General features: G+C 34.3%; 19 protein-coding genes and 1 pseudogene. 10 read left to right on the top strand and 10 right to left on the bottom strand.

Annotated elements, in window-relative coordinates:
- Positions 1 to 78: 78 nt before the first annotated feature.
- The 5 genes from H599_RS0116820 to H599_RS0116800 all read left to right on the top strand — a co-directional run bounded on the left by H599_RS0116820 (position 79) and on the right by H599_RS0116800 (position 7274).
- A complete protein-coding gene (locus H599_RS0116820) occupies positions 79 to 1464 on the top strand; it encodes a glucoamylase family protein (protein ID WP_026715198.1) in 1386 nt (461 codons plus the stop codon).
- 10 nt (positions 1465 to 1474) lie between these two features.
- Positions 1475 to 2173 (top strand): carboxylesterase family protein, encoded by a 699-nt coding sequence (locus H599_RS0116815; RefSeq protein ID WP_026715197.1) that lies wholly within the window; start codon positions 1475 to 1477, stop codon positions 2171 to 2173.
- 1 nt (position 2174) lies between these two features.
- Positions 2175 to 4451 (top strand): beta-glucosidase BglX, encoded by a 2277-nt coding sequence (gene bglX, locus H599_RS0116810; protein ID WP_026715196.1) that lies wholly within the window; start codon positions 2175 to 2177, stop codon positions 4449 to 4451.
- A gap of 68 nt (positions 4452 to 4519) precedes the next feature.
- Positions 4520 to 5308, top strand: coding sequence for a glycerophosphodiester phosphodiesterase family protein (locus H599_RS0116805; protein WP_245600542.1), 789 nt, complete (start codon positions 4520 to 4522; stop codon positions 5306 to 5308).
- A 34-nt stretch (positions 5309 to 5342) separates the two neighbouring features.
- Entirely contained in the window at positions 5343 to 7274 is a 1932-nt protein-coding gene (locus H599_RS0116800) for a discoidin domain-containing protein (RefSeq protein ID WP_026715194.1), read from the top strand.
- 39 nt (positions 7275 to 7313) lie between these two features.
- On the opposite strand, the gene H599_RS0116795 is transcribed toward H599_RS0116800, so the two are convergent.
- The 4 genes from H599_RS0116795 to H599_RS0116780 form a co-directional block, all read right to left on the bottom strand.
- A complete protein-coding gene (locus tag H599_RS0116795; RefSeq protein WP_051590788.1) occupies positions 7314 to 8414 on the bottom strand; it encodes a PAS domain-containing sensor histidine kinase in 1101 nt (366 codons plus the stop codon).
- Between the two features lie 199 nt (positions 8415 to 8613).
- Positions 8614 to 9474 (bottom strand): hypothetical protein, encoded by an 861-nt coding sequence (locus tag H599_RS0116790; RefSeq protein ID WP_026715192.1) that lies wholly within the window; start codon positions 9472 to 9474, stop codon positions 8614 to 8616.
- A gap of 22 nt (positions 9475 to 9496) precedes the next feature.
- Complete coding sequence (kdsA, locus tag H599_RS0116785; protein ID WP_026715191.1) at positions 9497 to 10315, bottom strand: 3-deoxy-8-phosphooctulonate synthase; 819 nt, start codon at positions 10313 to 10315, stop codon at positions 9497 to 9499.
- A 97-nt stretch (positions 10316 to 10412) separates the two neighbouring features.
- The gene (locus H599_RS0116780; RefSeq protein WP_035141829.1) at positions 10413 to 10841 is read right to left on the bottom strand and encodes a hypothetical protein; all 429 of its coding nucleotides are present in this window, start codon (positions 10839 to 10841) and stop codon (positions 10413 to 10415) included.
- Positions 10842 to 11133: 292 nt separating this feature from the next.
- Between H599_RS0116780 and H599_RS0116775 the strand changes: the two genes are divergently transcribed.
- Together H599_RS0116775 and H599_RS0116770 are read left to right on the top strand one after the other, a co-directional pair.
- A complete protein-coding gene (locus tag H599_RS0116775; protein ID WP_026715189.1) occupies positions 11134 to 11691 on the top strand; it encodes a YeeE/YedE family protein in 558 nt (185 codons plus the stop codon).
- A 3-nt stretch (positions 11692 to 11694) separates the two neighbouring features.
- Positions 11695 to 12108 carry a DUF6691 family protein gene (locus H599_RS0116770; protein WP_026715188.1) on the top strand — a complete coding sequence of 138 codons (414 nt, stop codon included), beginning with the start codon at positions 11695 to 11697 and terminating at the stop codon, positions 12106 to 12108.
- A 76-nt stretch (positions 12109 to 12184) separates the two neighbouring features.
- Here the strand turns inward: H599_RS0116770 and H599_RS0116765 are convergent, their stop codons facing one another.
- From H599_RS0116765 to H599_RS0116740, 6 genes are all read right to left on the bottom strand, one after another.
- Entirely contained in the window at positions 12185 to 12460 is a 276-nt protein-coding gene (locus H599_RS0116765) for an ATP-dependent Clp protease adaptor ClpS (RefSeq protein WP_026715187.1), read from the bottom strand.
- 46 nt (positions 12461 to 12506) lie between these two features.
- Positions 12507 to 13340, bottom strand: a complete 834-nt coding sequence (gene prmA / locus H599_RS0116760; RefSeq protein ID WP_026715186.1) for a 50S ribosomal protein L11 methyltransferase — start codon at positions 13338 to 13340, stop codon at positions 12507 to 12509.
- A gap of 107 nt (positions 13341 to 13447) precedes the next feature.
- Positions 13448 to 14200, bottom strand: a complete 753-nt coding sequence (tpiA, locus tag H599_RS0116755; RefSeq protein ID WP_026715185.1) for a triose-phosphate isomerase — start codon at positions 14198 to 14200, stop codon at positions 13448 to 13450.
- Positions 14201 to 14241: 41 nt separating this feature from the next.
- Complete coding sequence (locus tag H599_RS0116750; protein ID WP_026715184.1) at positions 14242 to 14763, bottom strand: TlpA family protein disulfide reductase; 522 nt, start codon at positions 14761 to 14763, stop codon at positions 14242 to 14244.
- Between the two features lie 275 nt (positions 14764 to 15038).
- On the bottom strand, positions 15039 to 16142 hold the full coding sequence (locus H599_RS0116745; protein ID WP_026715183.1) for a BT_3928 family protein: 1104 nt from the start codon (positions 16140 to 16142) through the stop codon (positions 15039 to 15041).
- A 2-nt stretch (positions 16143 to 16144) separates the two neighbouring features.
- On the bottom strand, positions 16145 to 16696 hold the full coding sequence (locus tag H599_RS0116740) for a DUF1599 domain-containing protein (RefSeq protein ID WP_035141828.1): 552 nt from the start codon (positions 16694 to 16696) through the stop codon (positions 16145 to 16147).
- A gap of 73 nt (positions 16697 to 16769) precedes the next feature.
- Between H599_RS0116740 and folP the strand changes: the two genes are divergently transcribed.
- From folP to H599_RS19990, 3 genes and pseudogenes are all read left to right on the top strand, one after another.
- A complete protein-coding gene (gene folP / locus H599_RS0116735; protein ID WP_026715181.1) occupies positions 16770 to 17594 on the top strand; it encodes a dihydropteroate synthase in 825 nt (274 codons plus the stop codon).
- Between the two features lies 1 nt (position 17595).
- Positions 17596 to 18234, top strand: a complete 639-nt coding sequence (locus H599_RS0116730) for a hypothetical protein (RefSeq protein WP_245600541.1) — start codon at positions 17596 to 17598, stop codon at positions 18232 to 18234.
- Positions 18235 to 18351: 117 nt separating this feature from the next.
- Positions 18352 to 18573: pseudogene (locus H599_RS19990) on the top strand (IS5/IS1182 family transposase); the annotation flags it as partial.

Genomic DNA, 18573 nt, shown 5'->3' with positions numbered 1-18573 from the left:
AATTATATGCATCTGGGGATAAATTAATATCCGGATATATTTTTCTATCACTTTAATTATCACATAAGTAAAAAAAAAATGAAAAGCAGTTTATATATAGTCCTTTTTTTGAGTGTTTTTGGAGCCTGTTCTTCTTCTTCACCAGAGAAGACGAAGAATGAGGAAACAACAACTCCAATAAATCCCGTAAATCCATTAACCGATACCGAAGCATTGGACCTAGTTCAAAAGGATGCAATTAAGTATTTCTGGGATTATGCTGATTCCAATTCAAAATTAGCCCGGGAAAGATACCTTATCGGAGATCCTGGTTTCGAATCGAATATTATTACTACAGGAGGTTCCGGATTTGGATTGATGAGTATCATTGTTGGGGTAGAAAGGGGTTTTTTACCAAGAGCCGAAGCCGTTTCCAGATTAGCAACAGCCTTAAATTTTCTTGAAAAAGCCGATCGTTTTCACGGAGCATGGCCACACTGGATGGATAATGCATCCGGAAAAGTAATTCCGTTTGGAACAAAAGATAACGGAGGAGATTTAGTGGAAACTTCTTTTGTTTGCCAGGCTTTGATTACTATTAGAGAGTATTTTAAAGATGGGAATGCAGCTGAAAGAGATTTAGCCGCCAAGGCTGACGAACTTTGGAGAGGAGTAGAATGGGATTGGTACACCAAAGGCGAGGATGCTCTTTACTGGCATTGGTCGCCTAATTACGGTTGGGAAATGAATTTTAAGCTGGAAGGGTATAATGAATGTTTGATTACTTATATCATGGCAGCTTCTTCCCCTACACATCCTATTTCAGCTGATGCTTATCATAAAGGCTGGGCCAGAAGCGGTGCTATTGTAAATGGAGGTTATCAATACGGAATTCCCGTCATTTTTAATTATAATGGAGCTACCGGAAATGTAGGACCAATGTTTTGGTCGCATTACTCTTATTTGGGGCTAGATCCAAACGGTTTGAAAGATAAATATGCAGATTATGGTGTTTTGACCCAAAATCATGCTAAAATTATGATTCAGCACAGTATTGCAAATCCACATAATTGGAAAGATTATTCAGATAAATGTTGGGGGCTGACAGCCAGTTATACCCGAAATGCCGACGGAACAACGGGCTATACTGCACATCAGCCTAATAATGACACCGGAGTAATTTCGCCCACAGCGGCTTTGTCATCATTTCCTTTTGCACCGGTTGAAGCTATGAAATTTTTACATTATCTGTACGATGAACATAAAGCGCAATACGTTGGAATTGCTGGTCCTTACGATGCTTTTTCCCCTCAGTATAATTGGGTGACGCCTCGTTATCTGGCAATTGATCAGGGAACAATTGCTCCAATGATTGAAAATTATCGAACAGGATTATTGTGGAAATTATTTATGAGTGCAACCGAAGTCAAACAAGGTTTAAACAAGTTAGGTTTTGAATCCGGTAAATACAATTTGATTCCATAAATATCCATATATGAAAAAACACAGTTATTTATTTTTTATCATTTTTTCTCACTTTGCCTTTGCTCAAATTCAAACAAAAGGCACATTTAAAACAGAAATTATTCAAAAAAAGGAATTGAATTATGCTTTATATGTACCTAAAGAAGTCAAAGAGAATAAACCGTTGATTGTTTTTCTTCACGGTTCGGGAGAAAAAGGAACTGATATTGAAAAAGTAAAAGTCCATGGGCCATTTAAATATTTAAAAAATAATTCAATTGATGCTTATGTCTTGGCGCCTCAGTGTCCGGAAAATGAATATTGGAATTCGGAGGTATTGTATTATTTGATTTTAAAAATTCAAAAAGAGAATAAAATTGATTCTCATCGAATTTATTTAACCGGACTCAGTATGGGAGCTTGGGGAGCATGGAATTTAGCTTTTGCCCATCCTGAAATGTTTGCCGCTTTGGTGCCCATTGCAGGTTTTGTTGATCGAATTCCAATGATTGAAAATTGTAAATTAAAAGATATTCCGATTCGGATTTTTCATGGTTTATTGGATGATGTGGTAGATGTCAATTATTCGATTTCAATTTATAAAAAGCTTCAAAAATGTAATTCTAATATTCAATTGACCATTTTTGATGATTCCAATCACGACAGTTGGACCAGAGTTTATGATGCTCCAGAGGTTTACGAATGGATGTTAAAACAAAAAATTAAATAAAATGAGAAACAAAATAACATTATTCTTTTTAGTATGTTCTTTTTTAAGCTTTGGACAAAAAATTAAACCTAAAGCCGAATTTGTTAATGACTTAATTTCAAAAATGACTTTGGATGAAAAAATAGGTCAGCTTAATTTACCCACTTCAGGAGATATTACAACTGGTCAGGCAAGCAGTTCTGATATTGCTAAAAATATTGCTGAAGGCAAAGTAGGTGGTTTGTTTAATATCAAATCGGTAGAGAAAATTAAGGAAGTACAGCGAATTGCCGTAGAGAAAAGTAGATTAAAAATTCCGCTTCTTTTTGGAATGGATGTTATTCATGGTTACGAAACAACTTTTCCTATTCCATTGGGATTATCGTGTAGCTGGGATATGAAATTAATAGAAAAAAGTGCTCAAATTGCCGCTCAGGAAGCGAGTGCTGACGGTATCAACTGGACATTTTCACCTATGGTTGATATTTCCCGTGATCCGCGTTGGGGAAGAATTTCTGAAGGATCCGGAGAAGACCCTTATTTAGGAAGTCAGGTGGCTAAAGCTATGGTTAATGGCTATCAGCAAAATGATTTGTCTAAAAATAATACTCTTATGGCCTGTGTAAAACATTTTGCTCTATATGGCGCTCCGGATGGAGGCAGAGATTACAATACGGTTGACATGAGCAGAATCAAAATGTACAATGATTATTTTCCGCCTTACAAAGCTGCTGTTGATGCTGGTGTAGGTTCGGTGATGGCATCTTTTAATGAAGTAGATGGGATTCCTGCTACCGGAAACAAATGGTTGATGACAGATGTTTTAAGAAAGCAATGGGGTTTTAAAGGTTTTGTAGTTACTGATTATACCGGAATTCCCGAAATGATCGCCCACGGAATGGGGGATTTACAAACTGTTTCTGCTTTAGCTTTGAATGCCGGAATTGAAATGGATATGGTAGGAGAAGGATTTTTAACGACGTTGAAAAAATCTTTGGCAGAAAACAAAGTGACTTTGGCACAAATTAATAACGCGGTAAGACTTATTTTGGAAGCCAAATATGACTTAGGATTGTTCCAGAATCCATATAAATATTGTGATGTAAAAAGAGCTAGAACGGAGGTTTACACCACGGCAAACAGAACAGAAGCCCGCAAAATTTCGGCTCAATCTCTGGTTTTATTAAAAAATATGAATCAAATTTTACCATTAAAAAAATCAGCAACTGTGGCTGTTATTGGTCCTTTGGCGGATGCCAAAGAAAATATGGCAGGAACCTGGAGTGTGGCTACTAATATGGATAAATCGATTTCATTAATTGCAGGAATTAAAGAAGTAGTAGGTAATAATGCAAAAGTTCTTTATGCCAAAGGAAGTAATTTAGATTATGATGCCGTTTTTGAAGAGAAAGCGACAATGTTTGGCAAAACCCTTCACAGAGATAACAGAACCCAAGAAGAATTAACTAACGAAGCTTTAAAAGTGGCTAATCAGGCCGATGTAATTATTGCCGCTTTAGGAGAATCGGCGGAGATGAGCGGGGAAAGCAGCAGTAGAACTAATCTTGAAATTCCACAGGCGCAAAAAGATTTATTACAGGAATTACTAAAAACAGGCAAGCCGGTTGTGTTGGTTTTATTTACCGGAAGACCTTTGGTATTGGTTCAGGAAAATGAAACGGTACCGGCTATTTTAAATGCCTGGTTTGCCGGAAGTGAAGCTGGTTATGCCATTGCGGATGTTTTATACGGAAATGAAAATCCATCAGGAAAATTAACGACTAGCTTTCCAAGAAGCGTTGGTCAGGTGCCTATTTATTACAATCAAAAAAATACCGGAAGACCTTTGATGAATAAGGAAGGTAAATTTGAAAAATTCAGGTCTAATTATATCGATGAAAGAAATGAGCCTTTGTATCCATTTGGGTATGGATTGAGCTATACTAATTTTGATTATTCAAACTTGAAAATTTCATCTGATAAAATGAATTTTGACGAAAAATTAAAAGTAAGTATTGATGTTGCCAATACAGGGAATTATGACGGAAAAGAAATAGTGCAATTGTACATTAGAGATTTGGTAGGTTCCGTGACAAGACCGCTAAAAGAATTAAAAGGATTCCAAAAAATATTCCTTAAAAAAGGGGAGGTGCAAACAGTGAGTTTTGAGATTTCAGTTGAAGATTTAAAATTCTATAATTCTGATTTACAATTTGTAGCCGAACCGGGACAGTTTGAAGTTTTTGTTGGAAAAGATTCTGCTGTAGAAAACAAAGTAAGTTTCGGGTTAGTTAAATAGTTGGTTTATTAATTGGTTAAAAGCTCTTCTTTTGAAGGGCTTTTTCTCCCAAAGAAAGAAGTATTAGTATGATGAATTTTTTGAGAAAAGCGGTTTGTAGTGTTATTTTTTTGTTGTATTTACTTATTTCCTCCTGTGGTGTGAAAATGAATGCCGTTGTGGCGCATCGCGGAGCATGGAAAAAAAATAATTTACCCGAAAATTCAATTGCCGCTTTAAGACATGCCATCGATTTAAAACTCGCAGGCTCTGAATTTGATGTCTGGAGAACAGCTGATGATTCGCTGGTTATTAATCACGATGCTCATTATAATAAATTACTTATTGAGGAAACCAATTATGCCAGTTTAATAAAATTTAAACTGGTTAACGGAGAGCAGCTGCCTACTTTGAACGAATATATCAAAGAAGGGAAAAGAAATAATAAAAAAACCCTTTTAGTTTGCGAAATAAAACCTTCCGCGATTAGCAAAGAAAGAGGAAAAATAACCGCCCTGAAAGTGGTAGAAACCATTAAAAAACTCAAAGCTGAAAAAATTACAGTTTACATTAGTTTTGATTATGATATTTTAAAACAAATCAGAAGTGTGGATACTAAAGCTTCTTTGCAATATTTAGAAGGAAATAAATCTCCTAAAGAAATCAAAGCTGACCAAATTAATGGCATTGATTATCATTATTCGGTTTTTAAAAAACATCCGGAATGGATTAAAGAAGCTAAAGAAAATAATATTATTCTAAATGTCTGGACGGTAAACGATACTGCTGAAATGGATTGGATAATAGCGCATCAATTCAATTTTATTACTACTAATGAGCCGGAGTTATTAATTGAAAGAGTACAATCGGAAAAATAATTTTTTTTGGGCTTTTTTTAAAACTTACATTAACATGAAAAAAAACGAAAAACTATTTTCCTTAGTTGTTTTATTTTTTTTGCTGTTTGGTGTCAATAATATTTTGGCGCAACAAACAGTAAATTCGAACAAAACTGAGTGGTTTGATCCCGAAAAACCGGCAACTACTTTTTGTAATCCAATAAACATCGGTTACAATTATACGACTTATAATCATAACGGAATTTCAGTTTCGAGACGTTCCAGTGCCGATCCGGTTATCATTACCTATAAAGGCGAATATTATTTATTTGCGACTAATCAGGCAGGATTTTTTTGGAGCAAAGATATGTCCGATTGGAATTTTGTTTACGGAAGTTTTCAAAGACAACCCGGAGATGACGACCAGTGTGCTCCGGCAGCCTGGGTGGTAAATGATACTTTGTTTTATGTGGGTTCTACCTGGAAACGAGATCATCCTATCTGGAAAACGGCTAATCCAAAATCCGGAAGATGGACTCGTCATGTAAATCAGGCGATGTTGCCCACATGGGATCCCGCTATTTTTCAGGATGATGATAAAAAAGTGTATATGTATTATGGATCCAGTGGAAAATTACCTTTGGTAGGCGTTGAGGTTGATTACAAAACCTGGTTGCCAAAAGGGAATCAGGCAGATTATGCAAAATTATATGAAGCAACAGAGGTTGAGGATATTCAGCATCCGTATGGAGAGGCTAAGGCGGTCGTTGGTTTAGATCCTTCGCAACATGGATGGGAGCGTTTTGGACCTAATAATGATATGGAACCCGCGCCTTGGGGAAATTTTATAGAAGGAGCTTGGATGACTAAGCATAATGGTAAATATTACATGCAATATGGCGCACCGGCAACGGAATTTAAAGGTTATGCTAACGGCGTTCATGTTGGGAATCATCCTCTTGGCCCTTTTGTTTATCAAAAACACAATCCGATGTCGTATAAACCGGGCGGATTTGTAATAGGAGCGGGACACGGAAATACTTTTGCTGATAATTACGGAAATTATTGGAATACCGGAACCTGTAAAATTTCCATTAAAGATCGTTTTGAACGTCGTATTGACATGTTTCCTGCCGGATATGATAAAGATGATATTATGTATTCTATTACCGCCTATGGTGATTTTCCGATTGTGCTGCCAACAAATCAGCGTGATCAGACTAGCGGAGCGTCTTCAGGCTGGATGTTGCTTTCTTATAAAAAACCGGTAAGCGTTTCTTCTTTTGAAGAATGTATGGAAGTTGAAACTAACAGAATGGATAATGGCGGAAAAAAAGTATTCGAGAGATTTTGTTACAATTCTGAAAATTTAACCGACGAAAATATTCAAACGTATTGGTCGGCTAAAACGGCTAATCCCGGGGAATGGCTTCAAATGGATTTAGGACGACCAATGGAAATTAACGCTTTACAAATTAATTATGCCGATCATAAAGCCACACAATACAATAAAGCGATGGATATTTATTATCAGTATAAAATTTATATGTCAGATGACGCTCAAAATTGGACTTTGGTGGTGGATAAATCAAAAAATGATAAAGATGTACCTCATGATTATGTAGAATTAAGCAAACCATTTAAAGCACGTTTTATAAAAATGGTTAATGTTCATAATGCTTCCGGACTGTTTGCTATTTCTGATTTCAGGGTTTTTGGAAATGGTTTGGCAAATAAGCCAAAAGCCGTTTCTTCGTTTAAGGTTGATCGAAATCAATCAGATTCAAGGAATGCGATGATTTCTTGGAAAAAACAAAATGACGCTGTTGGTTATACAATTTATTACGGAATTGCCCCGGATAAATTATATAATAATATTATGGTTTATGGAGATAATTCGTATGATTTTAGAGGTTTAGATAAAGGAACAACTTATTATTTTACTATTGAAGCTTTTAATGAAAATGGTATTGGTAAAAAAAACAAAATCAAGGCAGTTAAATAATTGATGAATTAAGGATAATTCTTGTTTTTGTTCAAAAAATTAACTCTTAAAAGTTATAGTAAAAGTTGCCCCTTCATTTATTGTACTGTCAAGTGTAATTTGACCGCCTAAAGTTGTAATTTGATTGTAAACAAGATATAATCCAATTCCGTTGCTGTCGTTATGATTGCTAAACTTTTGATGCAAACCAAAGACTTTATCTTTCACTTTACTCATGTCAAATCCGATTCCGTTGTCAGAAATAATCAATTGTGTTTTACCGTTATTTATTTCTGAACGAATAGAAATTGAGGCTAAAGTATTTGGTTTAGCATACTTTATGGAGTTGGTAATCAAATTCAAAAAGATACTTTTGAGATAAGATTTATTGAAATTAATTTTTTGAACTTCTGAAAAATCAACGCTAATAGAAGCTTCTGAGTTTTGAATTAAAGAATTGATAGAGAGAAAAACTTCATCCAAAGTGTCTTTTAAATCAATTTCTTCCAACTGTGTTTCACTGTGATTTTGGGCGTTTAAAAGCTTGATGTATTCGTTTAAATTTTCTTTTAAAGTATCTGCTGTGGTTTTAAGAATATTGATAAATTCCAGCGTTTCTTCATTTTTAATATCTTCGGTTTCCATCAAATCAAAAATCGCCAGCATATTGTTTACCGGTGATCGTAAATCATGTGCAGTCGAATAACTCAGTTGTTTGAATTCGTTGTTGATTTCGGTGAGTTTTTTGAGATGTAGTTTTCGTTCTTTTTCTAATTCTTTTTTGTGAGTAATATTTTTTGCAACGGCATAGATAAGTTGCTCTTCTTCAATAGGAATGGATGTCCATAAAAGCCATACAATTTGTCCGCTTTTGGTTAAATACCTGTTTTCAAAATCGAATAAAGGAATTCGGATTCTGAGTTCATTTCGTGCCGTATTAGTTCTTTCTTTATCACTTTGGTAAACAAAATCATTAATAGGGCGTGCAAATAATTCTTCTTCGCTGTATTCTAAAACTTTAGAAACCGCCGGATTGATTCTTTTGAAATAACCATCGTATCCGGCCACACAAAATAAATCATGAGAACTGTCAAAAAAATTTTCGAAGTTATTAAAAGCATCAAGAGGATTGAGAATGGCTTTTTCTTTGTTTTTAGTCATAAATATTTACTACAACAGGCTTATTACAAGTAAATAGGTTTGCAAGAGATTTGGGGAATCTTTAAACAAAAATAAATTTTTTTTGGAACTGAGCAGTATTTATTTGTCTTTAGTATTGTTTTTTAGGATAAAAAAAGAGGTTTGTAATAAAAATAACAAACCTCTGTATAGTTAAAAAAAAAGTCTTGAAAGAATTGAATTATATTTTAAAAATTCCTCCAAATGCTATAATTTGTTGGAAAAAGAAGAAATCCTGAGCCGCTTTGTCTGTTGGACTTTGTGTGGTTCGGATGTCCAGCATGTTGATGTAACCGCCTTTTAATTCTCCCTGAAGGTAAAAATGTTTAAAGAAGGTAAAATTTAAACCTGCTTTTGCCGAAAATCCATATCCGGAAACGTGAAAATCATCATGACGTTCTTTTCCTAGTAAAGTAGTATTCGTTCGAGGATATAAAAGACCAGCACCCAGACCTTCTGTTAAGTTAATTTGCACTTTATCGATATTAGGAAGATTCAGTAAAGAAGAAATGTCGTCAAATCTTGAAACCTCGGTATGAACGTAATTTAAACCGTCTGTGTGTTCGTATTTTAAGAAAGTTCCATCTGTAAAATCAACGGGAGTATTATTGTAAACACCGTTATGAACTGATCCAGCTTCGGTTAGTGGTAAATTAATTTCTCCGGTAACATTAGCTGTTTGATTTTGTGTCATCACATATTTCATGTGATCCACACCTACAGTTACGCTGTAATGGTCGCTAAAGAAATATCCCAAACGGAAATTGGTTTGTGGGATAGTCATTCGGGAAGGATTAATATAATCAATATGCCAACCTTTTGGTTTATCGTGGGCTTTCATATTTTCTACGGTAAAATTATAACCGTCACCTTTAAAAGTAACATCTGATTTAGTATAACTTTCGCGGTTTCCTCCCCAGCTAATAAAGAATTTTCCTTTGTTGTGGGCGGTATATTTGTCCTGAACTTTTATTTCTTCCTGTGCGCTCAGATTGTTCACAAATAAAAAAGCAACAAAGGCAGCAGTAATTAATTTTTTCACGATTTATTTATAGAATTAAAGATTAAAATGCGTTAACTGTTTTTCTGATAGCGACTAATTTTGTCATTAGATTTTCAAAATAATCTAAGTGCAACATATTAGCCCCATCACTTTTGGCATTAGCCGGGTCAAAATGTGTTTCGATAAAAATTCCATCTACGCCAACTGCAATTCCGGCTTTGGCAATAGTTTCAATCATATCCGGACGACCTCCGGTAACTCCGGCAGTTTGATTAGGTTGTTGTAACGAATGGGTAACATCCAGTACGGTTGATGCATATTGTTGCATGGTAGGAATCCCTCTGAAATCTACAATCATATCCTGATAACCAAACATCGTTCCGCGATCCGTAACCATCACATTTTGATTGTTGCAGTCCAATACTTTTTGTACGGCGTGTTTCATACTTTCCGGACTCATAAATTGTCCTTTTTTCAAATTCACGGTTTTTCCGGTATTCGCAGCCGCCACTACCAAATCCGTTTGACGTACTAAGAAGGCCGGAATTTGTAAAACATCAACATATTGAGCTGCTTTATCAGCATCTTCATTGGTGTGGATGTCCGTTACTGTTGGAATATGAAAAGTTTCAGAAACTTTTCGAAGAATTTTCAAGGCTTTTTCATCGCCAATTCCTGAAAAGCTGTCAATTCGGGAACGATTGGCTTTTTTGAAAGAACCTTTAAAAACATAAGGAATTTGTAATTTATCAGTAATGCCAACAATTTTTTCGGCAATACGCAAAGCCATTTCTTCTCCTTCAATGGCGCAAGGACCTGAAAGCAAAAAGAAATTACCGCTTTCGGTATGCTTAATTTGGGGAATATTTTGTATGTTCATAGGTGATTTTTTGAAGTTGCAAAGGTAGTTATGATTTGCGACTTGACGTTTTAAAATTCTATTTTTTTGATATTGAAATTCTGAAGAAAAAAGATTTTTACGGGTTGATTTTTTTAATGCTTAATCCCATTGGACACATTAAAAACCCTTTTTCGTAAATATTCAGATATAAGGTAATTGGTTTTTTTTGACCTTCCCATCGAATTTCATACATATTTAAAAAACCCGCTCCCATAGAAGTTCTTTTGGAAGGAAAAGGACAGCAGGTTTCTATTTTCGTATAGGTGATTTTTTCCCCTTTTGGGCCTGCCAGCGCGTTTAGAAAACGCTCTTCGTTTAACTGTTCGTTGTTTGTGTTGTAGTAAAATATATTGATAGGGTAGTCTTTGTTGTAACCGTATTTTTTGTCTTTACTGTATTCGGTAATGATAAAGGTGTTCTCTCTGGAAAGTTTAGGGATAGGCGCGTTATTATTTACATTTTTCAAGGTTGATTTTGTGCTGATACAGGAACTGCTTAAAAACATTAAAACTAATACAGTAATTAATTTTTTAGTGATTATAAACAGTACAAGCTTTTTATTTTCTTGTAATTTTTTACGCAAATTAGATATAACTAATGATTTCATAAAATTAAATTAATTTCGAAATAGAGAGAATCTGTGGTATTTAATTGTCTTACAAAGATATTGAGAACTTCAAAGTTTAGCGTACTTTTTTGCTTTTTTTTGAATTGAAATGGTCTTTTTTGCCTTATGTAAACATTTCTCACACTCAATTGAAAACTTAGTGCTTAACTTTGCAAAAAAATAATAGAATATGGAATTAATTTATCATACCTGGTCTTGGTATATTTCAGGTTTTTTAATTGGTTTAGTGATGCTAAGCTTAATTTTTTTCGGGAAAAATTTCGGAATGTCTTCCAATTTGAGAACCTTGTGTAGTTTGGCGGGAGCCGGAAAAAAAGTACTTTTTTTTGATTGGGATTGGAAATCACAACGTTGGAATCTGGCGGTGGTAGCCGGAGCGATGTTAGGCGGTTTTGTAGCTACACATTATTTGAGTGATGTTTCGAATGTTGCTATTAATCCAAAGACTATTGAGCAGCTGCAAGCCATGAATATCGATGCACCAAATGGAAAATTAATGCCCGATGCCCTTTTTTCTAATCAGGTTTTTGAATCTCCAAAGTCAATTTTTATTTTAATTATTGCGGGAATAATGATAGGTTTTGGTTCCCGTTATGCCGGAGGATGTACTTCAGGTCATGCTATTTCAGGCTTGAGTAATTTACAGCTTCCTTCCTTAAAAGCCGTTATTGGATTTTTTATCGGCGGATTGATTATGGTTCATTTTATTTTACCCTTAATTCTATAAAGTATGAAATTGATAAAGTTTATTTTAGTTGGGTTTATTTTCGGAATTGTTTTAACCAAAGCCGAGGCCGTATCCTGGTATCGCATTTATGAAATGTTTCAGTTTCAGTCTTTCCACATGTACGGTATCATTATGGTTGCAGTGTTAACGGGACTTATTGGAATTCAGATCATTAAAAAATATAATTTAAAAGATTTTTCGGGTGCTCCAATTTGTATTCCGGATAAAGAGCCTGCAACGGTACGTTATATTGCGGGAGGGATCATTTTTGGTTTAGGATGGGCTTTGGCCGGATCCTGTCCGGGACCGATATTTATTCTGGTTGGATCCGGTTTTACCAGTATGATTTTAGTTTTACTGGGAGCTTTGATAGGAACTTTTATTTACGGCGTTTTTAAAGATAAATTACCTCATTAATTCGTTTTTCAGTTATAAAAAAAAGCATTTTCTAAATTTCAGAAAATGCTTTTTTTTATGGGTAAAATTATTTTAATTAGATGATTTCAGCGCTCAAACCGGCTTCTAAAAGTTGCGTACATTGTGGTTTTAATTTATCCATTGGACCTGTTTTTACAGTACATTTTCCATTGTAATGAACAATTAAAGAACATTGTTCGGCTTGTTCAGGAGTGTGTTCACAAACGCGCATTAAGGTTTCAATTACATGATCAAAAGTATTTACATCGTCATTATAAAGTACAATTTCATTGTTTTTTGTAATGATTTCCTGAACGCTTATCCTTTCTCTAATTTTTTCTTTCGTATTCATTGAAATTGCTTTTAATACTTTTAAATGTTTGATTTTTAACAGAGTACTAATTTACGTATTTTAGAGAAACCCAGTTGTTTCTTTCGAATTTTTTAACATAAGTCAAGCCTTTTTCGGTACAGGCAGCATCAATAAAAGGAATGTCTTCATTGTAGAAACCACTTAGTAATAAAGTTCCTTTTGGATTTAAACAGTTCACATAAGCCAGCATATCATTCAACAAAATGTTTCTGTTGATATTGGCAATAATCAAATCGTATTTTTTATCTTTTAACAAAGAAGCATCGCCTTCGTAAACACTAATATTTGTACAATTGTTGCGCTCGGCATTTTCAATCGAGTTCAAATAACACCAGTTGTCAATATCAATCGCATCAATAGGTTGTGCGCCTTTCATTTCGGCAAGAATAGCCAAAATTGCTGTTCCGCAACCCATATCCAGAGTTTTCATTCCGGTAACATCCATTTCTAAAAGATGTTGAATCATCATGTGTGTGGTTTCATGATGTCCGGTACCAAAACTCATTTTAGGTTCGATCAGAATATCAAATTCAGCATTCGTTTTTGGGTGAAATGGAGCTCTCACATGACATCTTCCGTCCACATCAATAGGTTCGAAGTTTTTTTCCCATTCTTCATTCCAGTTTACCTGTTCAATTTCTTCGTAAGTGTAATCAATTTCAAATTCTTCCGAATGGAGTATGTGTACGTTTTCCAAAATCATTTCGTCCCATAAATCTTTTTGTACAAAGGCTGAAATTCCGGTTTCGGTTTCGGTAAAACTTTCAAAGGCTAATTCGCCCAATTCGGCAATTAAAATTTCCGAACCCAGTTCTTTTGGTTCAATGCTAAAATGGTAGGCGATATAAATATTTGACATAAAATTTAATTTTTTGCAAAGGTAGTATTTCTCTTTGATGAAATTAGAAAAATAAAAAAAGCGATAAAATGAATTATCGCTTTCTTAAAATGGTATAAATGTTATTTTTAGATAGCTGTAACGATAGCTACAAAATCATCCGCTTTTAAAGCAGCTCCTCCAATTAAACCTCCGTCAACATCCGGTTTAGAGAAAATTTCTTTAGCATTTTCAGGTTTAACAGAACCTCCGTAAAGAATAGTTACATTTTCAGCCACTTCTTTTCCATACGCTTTAAGAACCGTTTCTCTGATAAATTCGTGCATTTCCTGAGCTTGCTCCGGAGAAGCAGTTTCTCCTGTACCAATAGCCCAAACTGGTTCGTAAGCTAAAACGATTTTATCCCATGATTTAGCATCAGTCTGGAACAAACCGTCTTTTAATTGGTTTTCAACTACGTTGAAATGATTTCCTGACTGACGGTCTTTTAATTCTTCACCAAAGCAAAAAATAACGGTCATATCGTGTTTTAAAGCTGTGTTTACTTTATCTGCAATTAATGCATCTGTTTCGTGGAAGATTGCTCTGCGCTCAGAGTGTCCAAGGATTACAGTGTTTACTCCAACAGAAGTCAGCATATCAGCAGAAATTTCTCCTGTGAAAGCTCCGCTCTCTGTTTGGTGAACGTTTTGTGCCGAAACACTGATGTTTGTTCCTTTTAATTGATTTACAGCAGCTGCCAAATTTACAAATGTTGGCGCAACAATAACCTGAGCTCTGGTTTCAGAAGGTACTTTTGAGATTAATTCATCTAATAATGTGCTGGTTTGTGCTGCGTTTTTGTGCATTTTCCAGTTTCCTGCTACAATTTTTTTTCTCATTTTGATAAGTATTGTATTTAAATTTTGTTTGTTTATAATTCTTAAATTGTTTCTTTTTCTAATTGTTTTAAAGTCGAATTCACTTTTTCAAAATCGGTTTCAACAGCGCGATAAATGACTATTTTTCCGGTTTTGTCAACAACTATTGTTCTTGGAATCCAGTCCAGATCTATGGCTTTGGCAAATACGCCTTTCATTTGATCTTTTGCCATAAAATGGGAGCCTTCCAATTCGTATTTTTCTATTCCGTATTTCCAGGAATTGGCGCTGTCATCCATGGAAATAAAAACAAAGTTGGTTTCAGGATATGATTCCTGTAAGCTTTTCATTTTTGGAATGTCTTTGATACAATCGCGACACCAGCTGGCCCAAATTTTAATCACCAAATTTTTTCCTTTGTTTTGGGCTAAAATATTTTCGAAAGTAATCGGATTTCCCTCAGTGTTTAGAACGGTTGCCGTTAATGCTTTTTTAGAAAATTTTGTTTTTTGTTCATTGGATTTCGAACAGGAAACACCTGTCAAAAGAAGTAAAATAACGATTGCTGTACCTAATTTTTTCATTGTTCCAAAGTTAAAATAAACAATTTGATTGCTGTTTACGGAATGTTTTTTTTTGAAAATTATTAAATAAAATAACAAATACAGCTTTTAGAGTTATAAAAAACCGAAAGAAAACGTAATAGTTAGACTGATTTTTTTGAAATAAAATCATTGAAATTTCAAATTTGTCTTAAAAACGAACTATTAAATAGTCTTTTTTGACTGTTTTGGAGCTGTAAAATAAATAAAAAAACTCCTAAATGAACCGGAATCGTCAATTTAGGAGTTTCTCTTTTTTATAATTTCAATTTTTTAATATCGTTGTAATGTACTTTTTGTTTGATAGTTCCTTGGTTTAAAACAACAATACTTGGATTCGCTCTTTCTATCGTTTTTAAAGCAATAGCATCGCAGGTATAAAATTCAAATTTCAGTTTGTATTTTTTCTGAGCTTTTGCAATTTCTTCTTCTGAAGAATTAGTCATACCAATTACTTTATAACCTTTTGCCTGAGCCGTTTGATTTAGTTTTTCTAAGTCCTGCATTCCGTCTTCGTCGGCTTTAGTTAAATCATAACTAACAAACATTAGCAATTTAGATTCCTGTAAAAGTTCGTCTTTATAATCTGAACCGTCTTTAATCATTGTAAAATCATGAATAGGAGGAATGTAGCCTTCGCTGATTACTTTGTCTTTTCGATCCACAAATTCAGCTCCTTCCGGAAGATTCATCAGGTCGTTTTCGGTAAATTCTTTTTCGACTCCGTTTACTTTATAAATAAAAGTCATTTGTACTACCGGCATTGGAGCGCCTTCCGGAATTTCCATTCCTTTTTGAATGTTTGTACCCACTTTGTAAGGTCGGAAATCAATTATAGGCAAATGATTCAAAACGTGATAAGCCAGAAAAATTGCAGTTACTAATCCTAAAGAAGTAACTAAATTTTGCACTCCTTTATGATTGAATAAAGGTCTTACTAATTTTTTATTGGCAAATAAAATGAAGATAAAAAACAACAAAATAACGTCTTTGGAAAAGGATTGCCAAGGTGTAAGATGCAAAGCATCACCAAAGCATCCGCAATCTTTAACCACATCAAAATAAGCGGAATAAAAAGTCAGGAAAGTGAAAAATAAAATCATGAGCAACAAACTCCAAATGGTAAATTTGGATTTGTAACCAATGAGCAGCATAATTCCTAAAAGCACTTCGACAATCACTAAAAATAGGGCTAATGTCAAAGCAAAAGGTTCTAAAAAGGGAAGATTAAAAACCGGTTCGCTAAAATATTCTGCTAATTTATAAGAAAAACCTACCGGATCGTTTAACTTAATTAATCCTGAAATGATAAATAAAATTCCAACAAATAGTCTGGAAAACTGAGTGATGGCGTTTTTCATAATTATTTTTGTTTTTTAGCAAATCCCATTAATATTAAAGCAAAAACGGCATAATTAATCATGTCCTGATAATTAGCGTCAATTCCTTCAGAAACGATTGTTTTTCCTTCATTATCTTCAATTTGTTTCACGCGAAGTAATTTTTGCAAAATCAAATCAGTAAGAGAACTTACGCGCATTTCTCTCCAGGCTTCGCCATAATCATGGTTTTTAGCTTCCATTAAATCTTTGGTCAATTGCACTTTGGCATCGTACAATTGTGTTGCTTTTGCCACATCTAAATCCGGCTGTTCAACAACGCCCAAATCTAATTGTATTAAAGCCATGATCGCATAATTGATAATTCCGATGAATTCTCCGGATTCGTCTTCGTCAATTTTTCGAATTTCATTTTCCTGTAAACTCCGGATTCTTTGGGCTTTTATAAAAATTTGATCAGTTAAGGAAGGCAATCTTAAAATGCGCCAGGCACTTCCGTAATCCTGCATTTTGTTAAGAAATAACGAACGGCAAATTGCAATTACCTGATCAAATTCTTGAGAAGTATTCTTCATTATTGATGTATATTTGTCTAAAATTTTCTCAAAAGTAGGGAAAAGGATTCAACTTTAAAACAAAGATTTGAAAATGACAATTAATTGCAAAGGGCAGCTCATCGATTTATCGCAGCCAAAAGTAATGGGGATTTTAAATATTACGCCCAATTCATTTTTTGACGGAGGAAGGTATTCCAACGAAGGAGAAATTATTGCGAAAGTTGAAAAAATGCTGGCTGAAGGCGCTACTTTTATCGATTTAGGGGCTTATTCGAGTAAACCCGGCGCCGAATTTGTTTCGGAAGAAGAAGAGCTGAACCGAATTGTTCCGGTTGTGCAATTGTTAGTAAAACGTTTTCCGGATATTTTGTTGTCAATTGATACTTTTAGAAGTATAGTGGCCAGTGCCTGTATAGAAAACGGCGCTGCTATAATTAATGATATTTCAGCCGGGAATTTGGATGAAAAAATGATGGAAGTAATTGCTCAATATCAGGTTCCTTATATTATGATGCACATGCGCGGAACTCCGCAAACCATGCAAAGTCTTACGGAATATGACGATATGGTTAAGGAAATGATGTTTTATTTTTCAAAAAAAATAGCTCAGGCCAGAAGTTTAAGAATAAACGATTTGATTGTAGATCCGGGCTTTGGTTTTGCCAAAACTATGGAACAAAATTTTGAATTAATGCAAAAACTGGAATTATTTCATAATTTAGAATTGCCATTGCTGGTTGGGATTTCCAGAAAATCAATGATTCATAAAAGCTTAGGAATTAGTGCCGACGAAGCTTTGAACGGAACTACTTTTTTAAATACGGTGGCTTTGACCAAAGGCGCTCAAATTTTGAGAGTTCATGATGTAAAAGAGGCAGTGGAATGTGTGAAATTGTTCGAAAAACTGAATGCTTAAAATGATGAAATATCTTAGTCTTATTATCGTTTTTTTGCTCGTTTCCTGCGGAAATAAAGAAGATATTCAATTGCCAAAATCCGATACAACTGTAGTGAGTGATGTCCAGGATCATTCACCGATTTATATTTTTTTCAGAGTTAATGAAAAAGATACGCTGGCAGAAGTGAATCGAAAAAACAGCATTAGTACGACCAATTGGATTTTTAATATTGATAAGCGTTTGCCTTTAAAATTAGTCATTCCTGAAGTCATAAAAATGCAGGATAAAAAACGCAATGAAAAAGTACATAAAAATGAACAAGCTGAGAATTTCTATTCTTATGCGGATACTGTAAAAGAAAATTTGGCTTTTTTAGCTTTTACCAAAGTGTATTATAAGATGGGAAAACCTAAAAACAATGACTTTGTTATTTATTTTAAAAAAGGCAGTGATAGGGTTTCTTTAAATGGGAAATATGTAAAAAAAGCCGATTTGTTACAAGAGTTTTTTAGCATTCAGTTTATTTTGAAACCGCGAATTGTTACCCAATTTGATAAGAATATGTCCTACGGAGAATACATTGAAAATAAAATCTTGTTGCGAAAATTTGATTTGTATAATGTAAATCCTATTGCTCCTTACGAGTTTGTTAATTAGTTATCCCTTATAAAACAAATAACTACCTGATTGTTATTTTATTACTATAAAATTTAGCTAGAAAGAGATGGTAATAATTGCCGAAAAAGGTATATTCGAGTATAAAAAAGTGGCAATATGTTAGGCAAAATAAAACCCGATTTACAACAAAATTTATTCAAAACTAGACTCACAGACCTTATCAACCTTGGACATCCATTGGTAAAATTATCCCAAGAGATTTCTTGGGATAAAATGGAGGTTGAGTTCGAAAATTTATATTCGACTCAAGGAAGACCCTCAATACCGATTCGTAAAATAGCAGGAATGTTGCTCTTGAAAGAGATGTTTAAAGAAAGT

This window comes from Flavobacterium daejeonense DSM 17708 (assembly GCF_000425425.1).
GTDB lineage: Bacteria > Bacteroidota > Bacteroidia > Flavobacteriales > Flavobacteriaceae > Flavobacterium > Flavobacterium daejeonense.
This window is presented reverse-complemented; position numbering and strand designations above follow the sequence as displayed.

Excerpts from the sequence above, each read along its gene's own strand:
- H599_RS0116820 (WP_026715198.1), top strand. The coding sequence starts at position 79 with ATGAAAAGCAGTTTATATATAGTCCTTTTTTTGAGTGTTTTTGGAGCC.
- H599_RS0116815 (WP_026715197.1), top strand. The coding sequence starts at position 1,475 with ATGAAAAAACACAGTTATTTATTTTTTATCATTTTTTCTCACTTTGCC.
- bglX (WP_026715196.1), top strand. The coding sequence starts at position 2,175 with ATGAGAAACAAAATAACATTATTCTTTTTAGTATGTTCTTTTTTAAGC.
- H599_RS0116805 (WP_245600542.1), top strand. The coding sequence starts at position 4,520 with ATGATGAATTTTTTGAGAAAAGCGGTTTGTAGTGTTATTTTTTTGTTG.
- H599_RS0116800 (WP_026715194.1), top strand. The coding sequence starts at position 5,343 with ATGAAAAAAAACGAAAAACTATTTTCCTTAGTTGTTTTATTTTTTTTG.
- H599_RS0116795 (WP_051590788.1), bottom strand. The coding sequence starts at position 8,414 with ATGACTAAAAACAAAGAAAAAGCCATTCTCAATCCTCTTGATGCTTTT.
- kdsA (WP_026715191.1), bottom strand. The coding sequence starts at position 10,315 with ATGAACATACAAAATATTCCCCAAATTAAGCATACCGAAAGCGGTAAT.
- H599_RS0116780 (WP_035141829.1), bottom strand. The coding sequence starts at position 10,841 with ATGTTTTTAAGCAGTTCCTGTATCAGCACAAAATCAACCTTGAAAAAT.
- H599_RS0116775 (WP_026715189.1), top strand. The coding sequence starts at position 11,134 with ATGGAATTAATTTATCATACCTGGTCTTGGTATATTTCAGGTTTTTTA.
- H599_RS0116770 (WP_026715188.1), top strand. The coding sequence starts at position 11,695 with ATGAAATTGATAAAGTTTATTTTAGTTGGGTTTATTTTCGGAATTGTT.
- H599_RS0116765 (WP_026715187.1), bottom strand. The coding sequence starts at position 12,460 with ATGAATACGAAAGAAAAAATTAGAGAAAGGATAAGCGTTCAGGAAATC.
- prmA (WP_026715186.1), bottom strand. The coding sequence starts at position 13,340 with ATGTCAAATATTTATATCGCCTACCATTTTAGCATTGAACCAAAAGAA.
- tpiA (WP_026715185.1), bottom strand. The coding sequence starts at position 14,200 with ATGAGAAAAAAAATTGTAGCAGGAAACTGGAAAATGCACAAAAACGCA.
- H599_RS0116750 (WP_026715184.1), bottom strand. The coding sequence starts at position 14,763 with ATGAAAAAATTAGGTACAGCAATCGTTATTTTACTTCTTTTGACAGGT.
- H599_RS0116745 (WP_026715183.1), bottom strand. The coding sequence starts at position 16,142 with ATGAAAAACGCCATCACTCAGTTTTCCAGACTATTTGTTGGAATTTTA.
- H599_RS0116740 (WP_035141828.1), bottom strand. The coding sequence starts at position 16,696 with ATGAAGAATACTTCTCAAGAATTTGATCAGGTAATTGCAATTTGCCGT.
- folP (WP_026715181.1), top strand. The coding sequence starts at position 16,770 with ATGACAATTAATTGCAAAGGGCAGCTCATCGATTTATCGCAGCCAAAA.
- H599_RS0116730 (WP_245600541.1), top strand. The coding sequence starts at position 17,596 with ATGATGAAATATCTTAGTCTTATTATCGTTTTTTTGCTCGTTTCCTGC.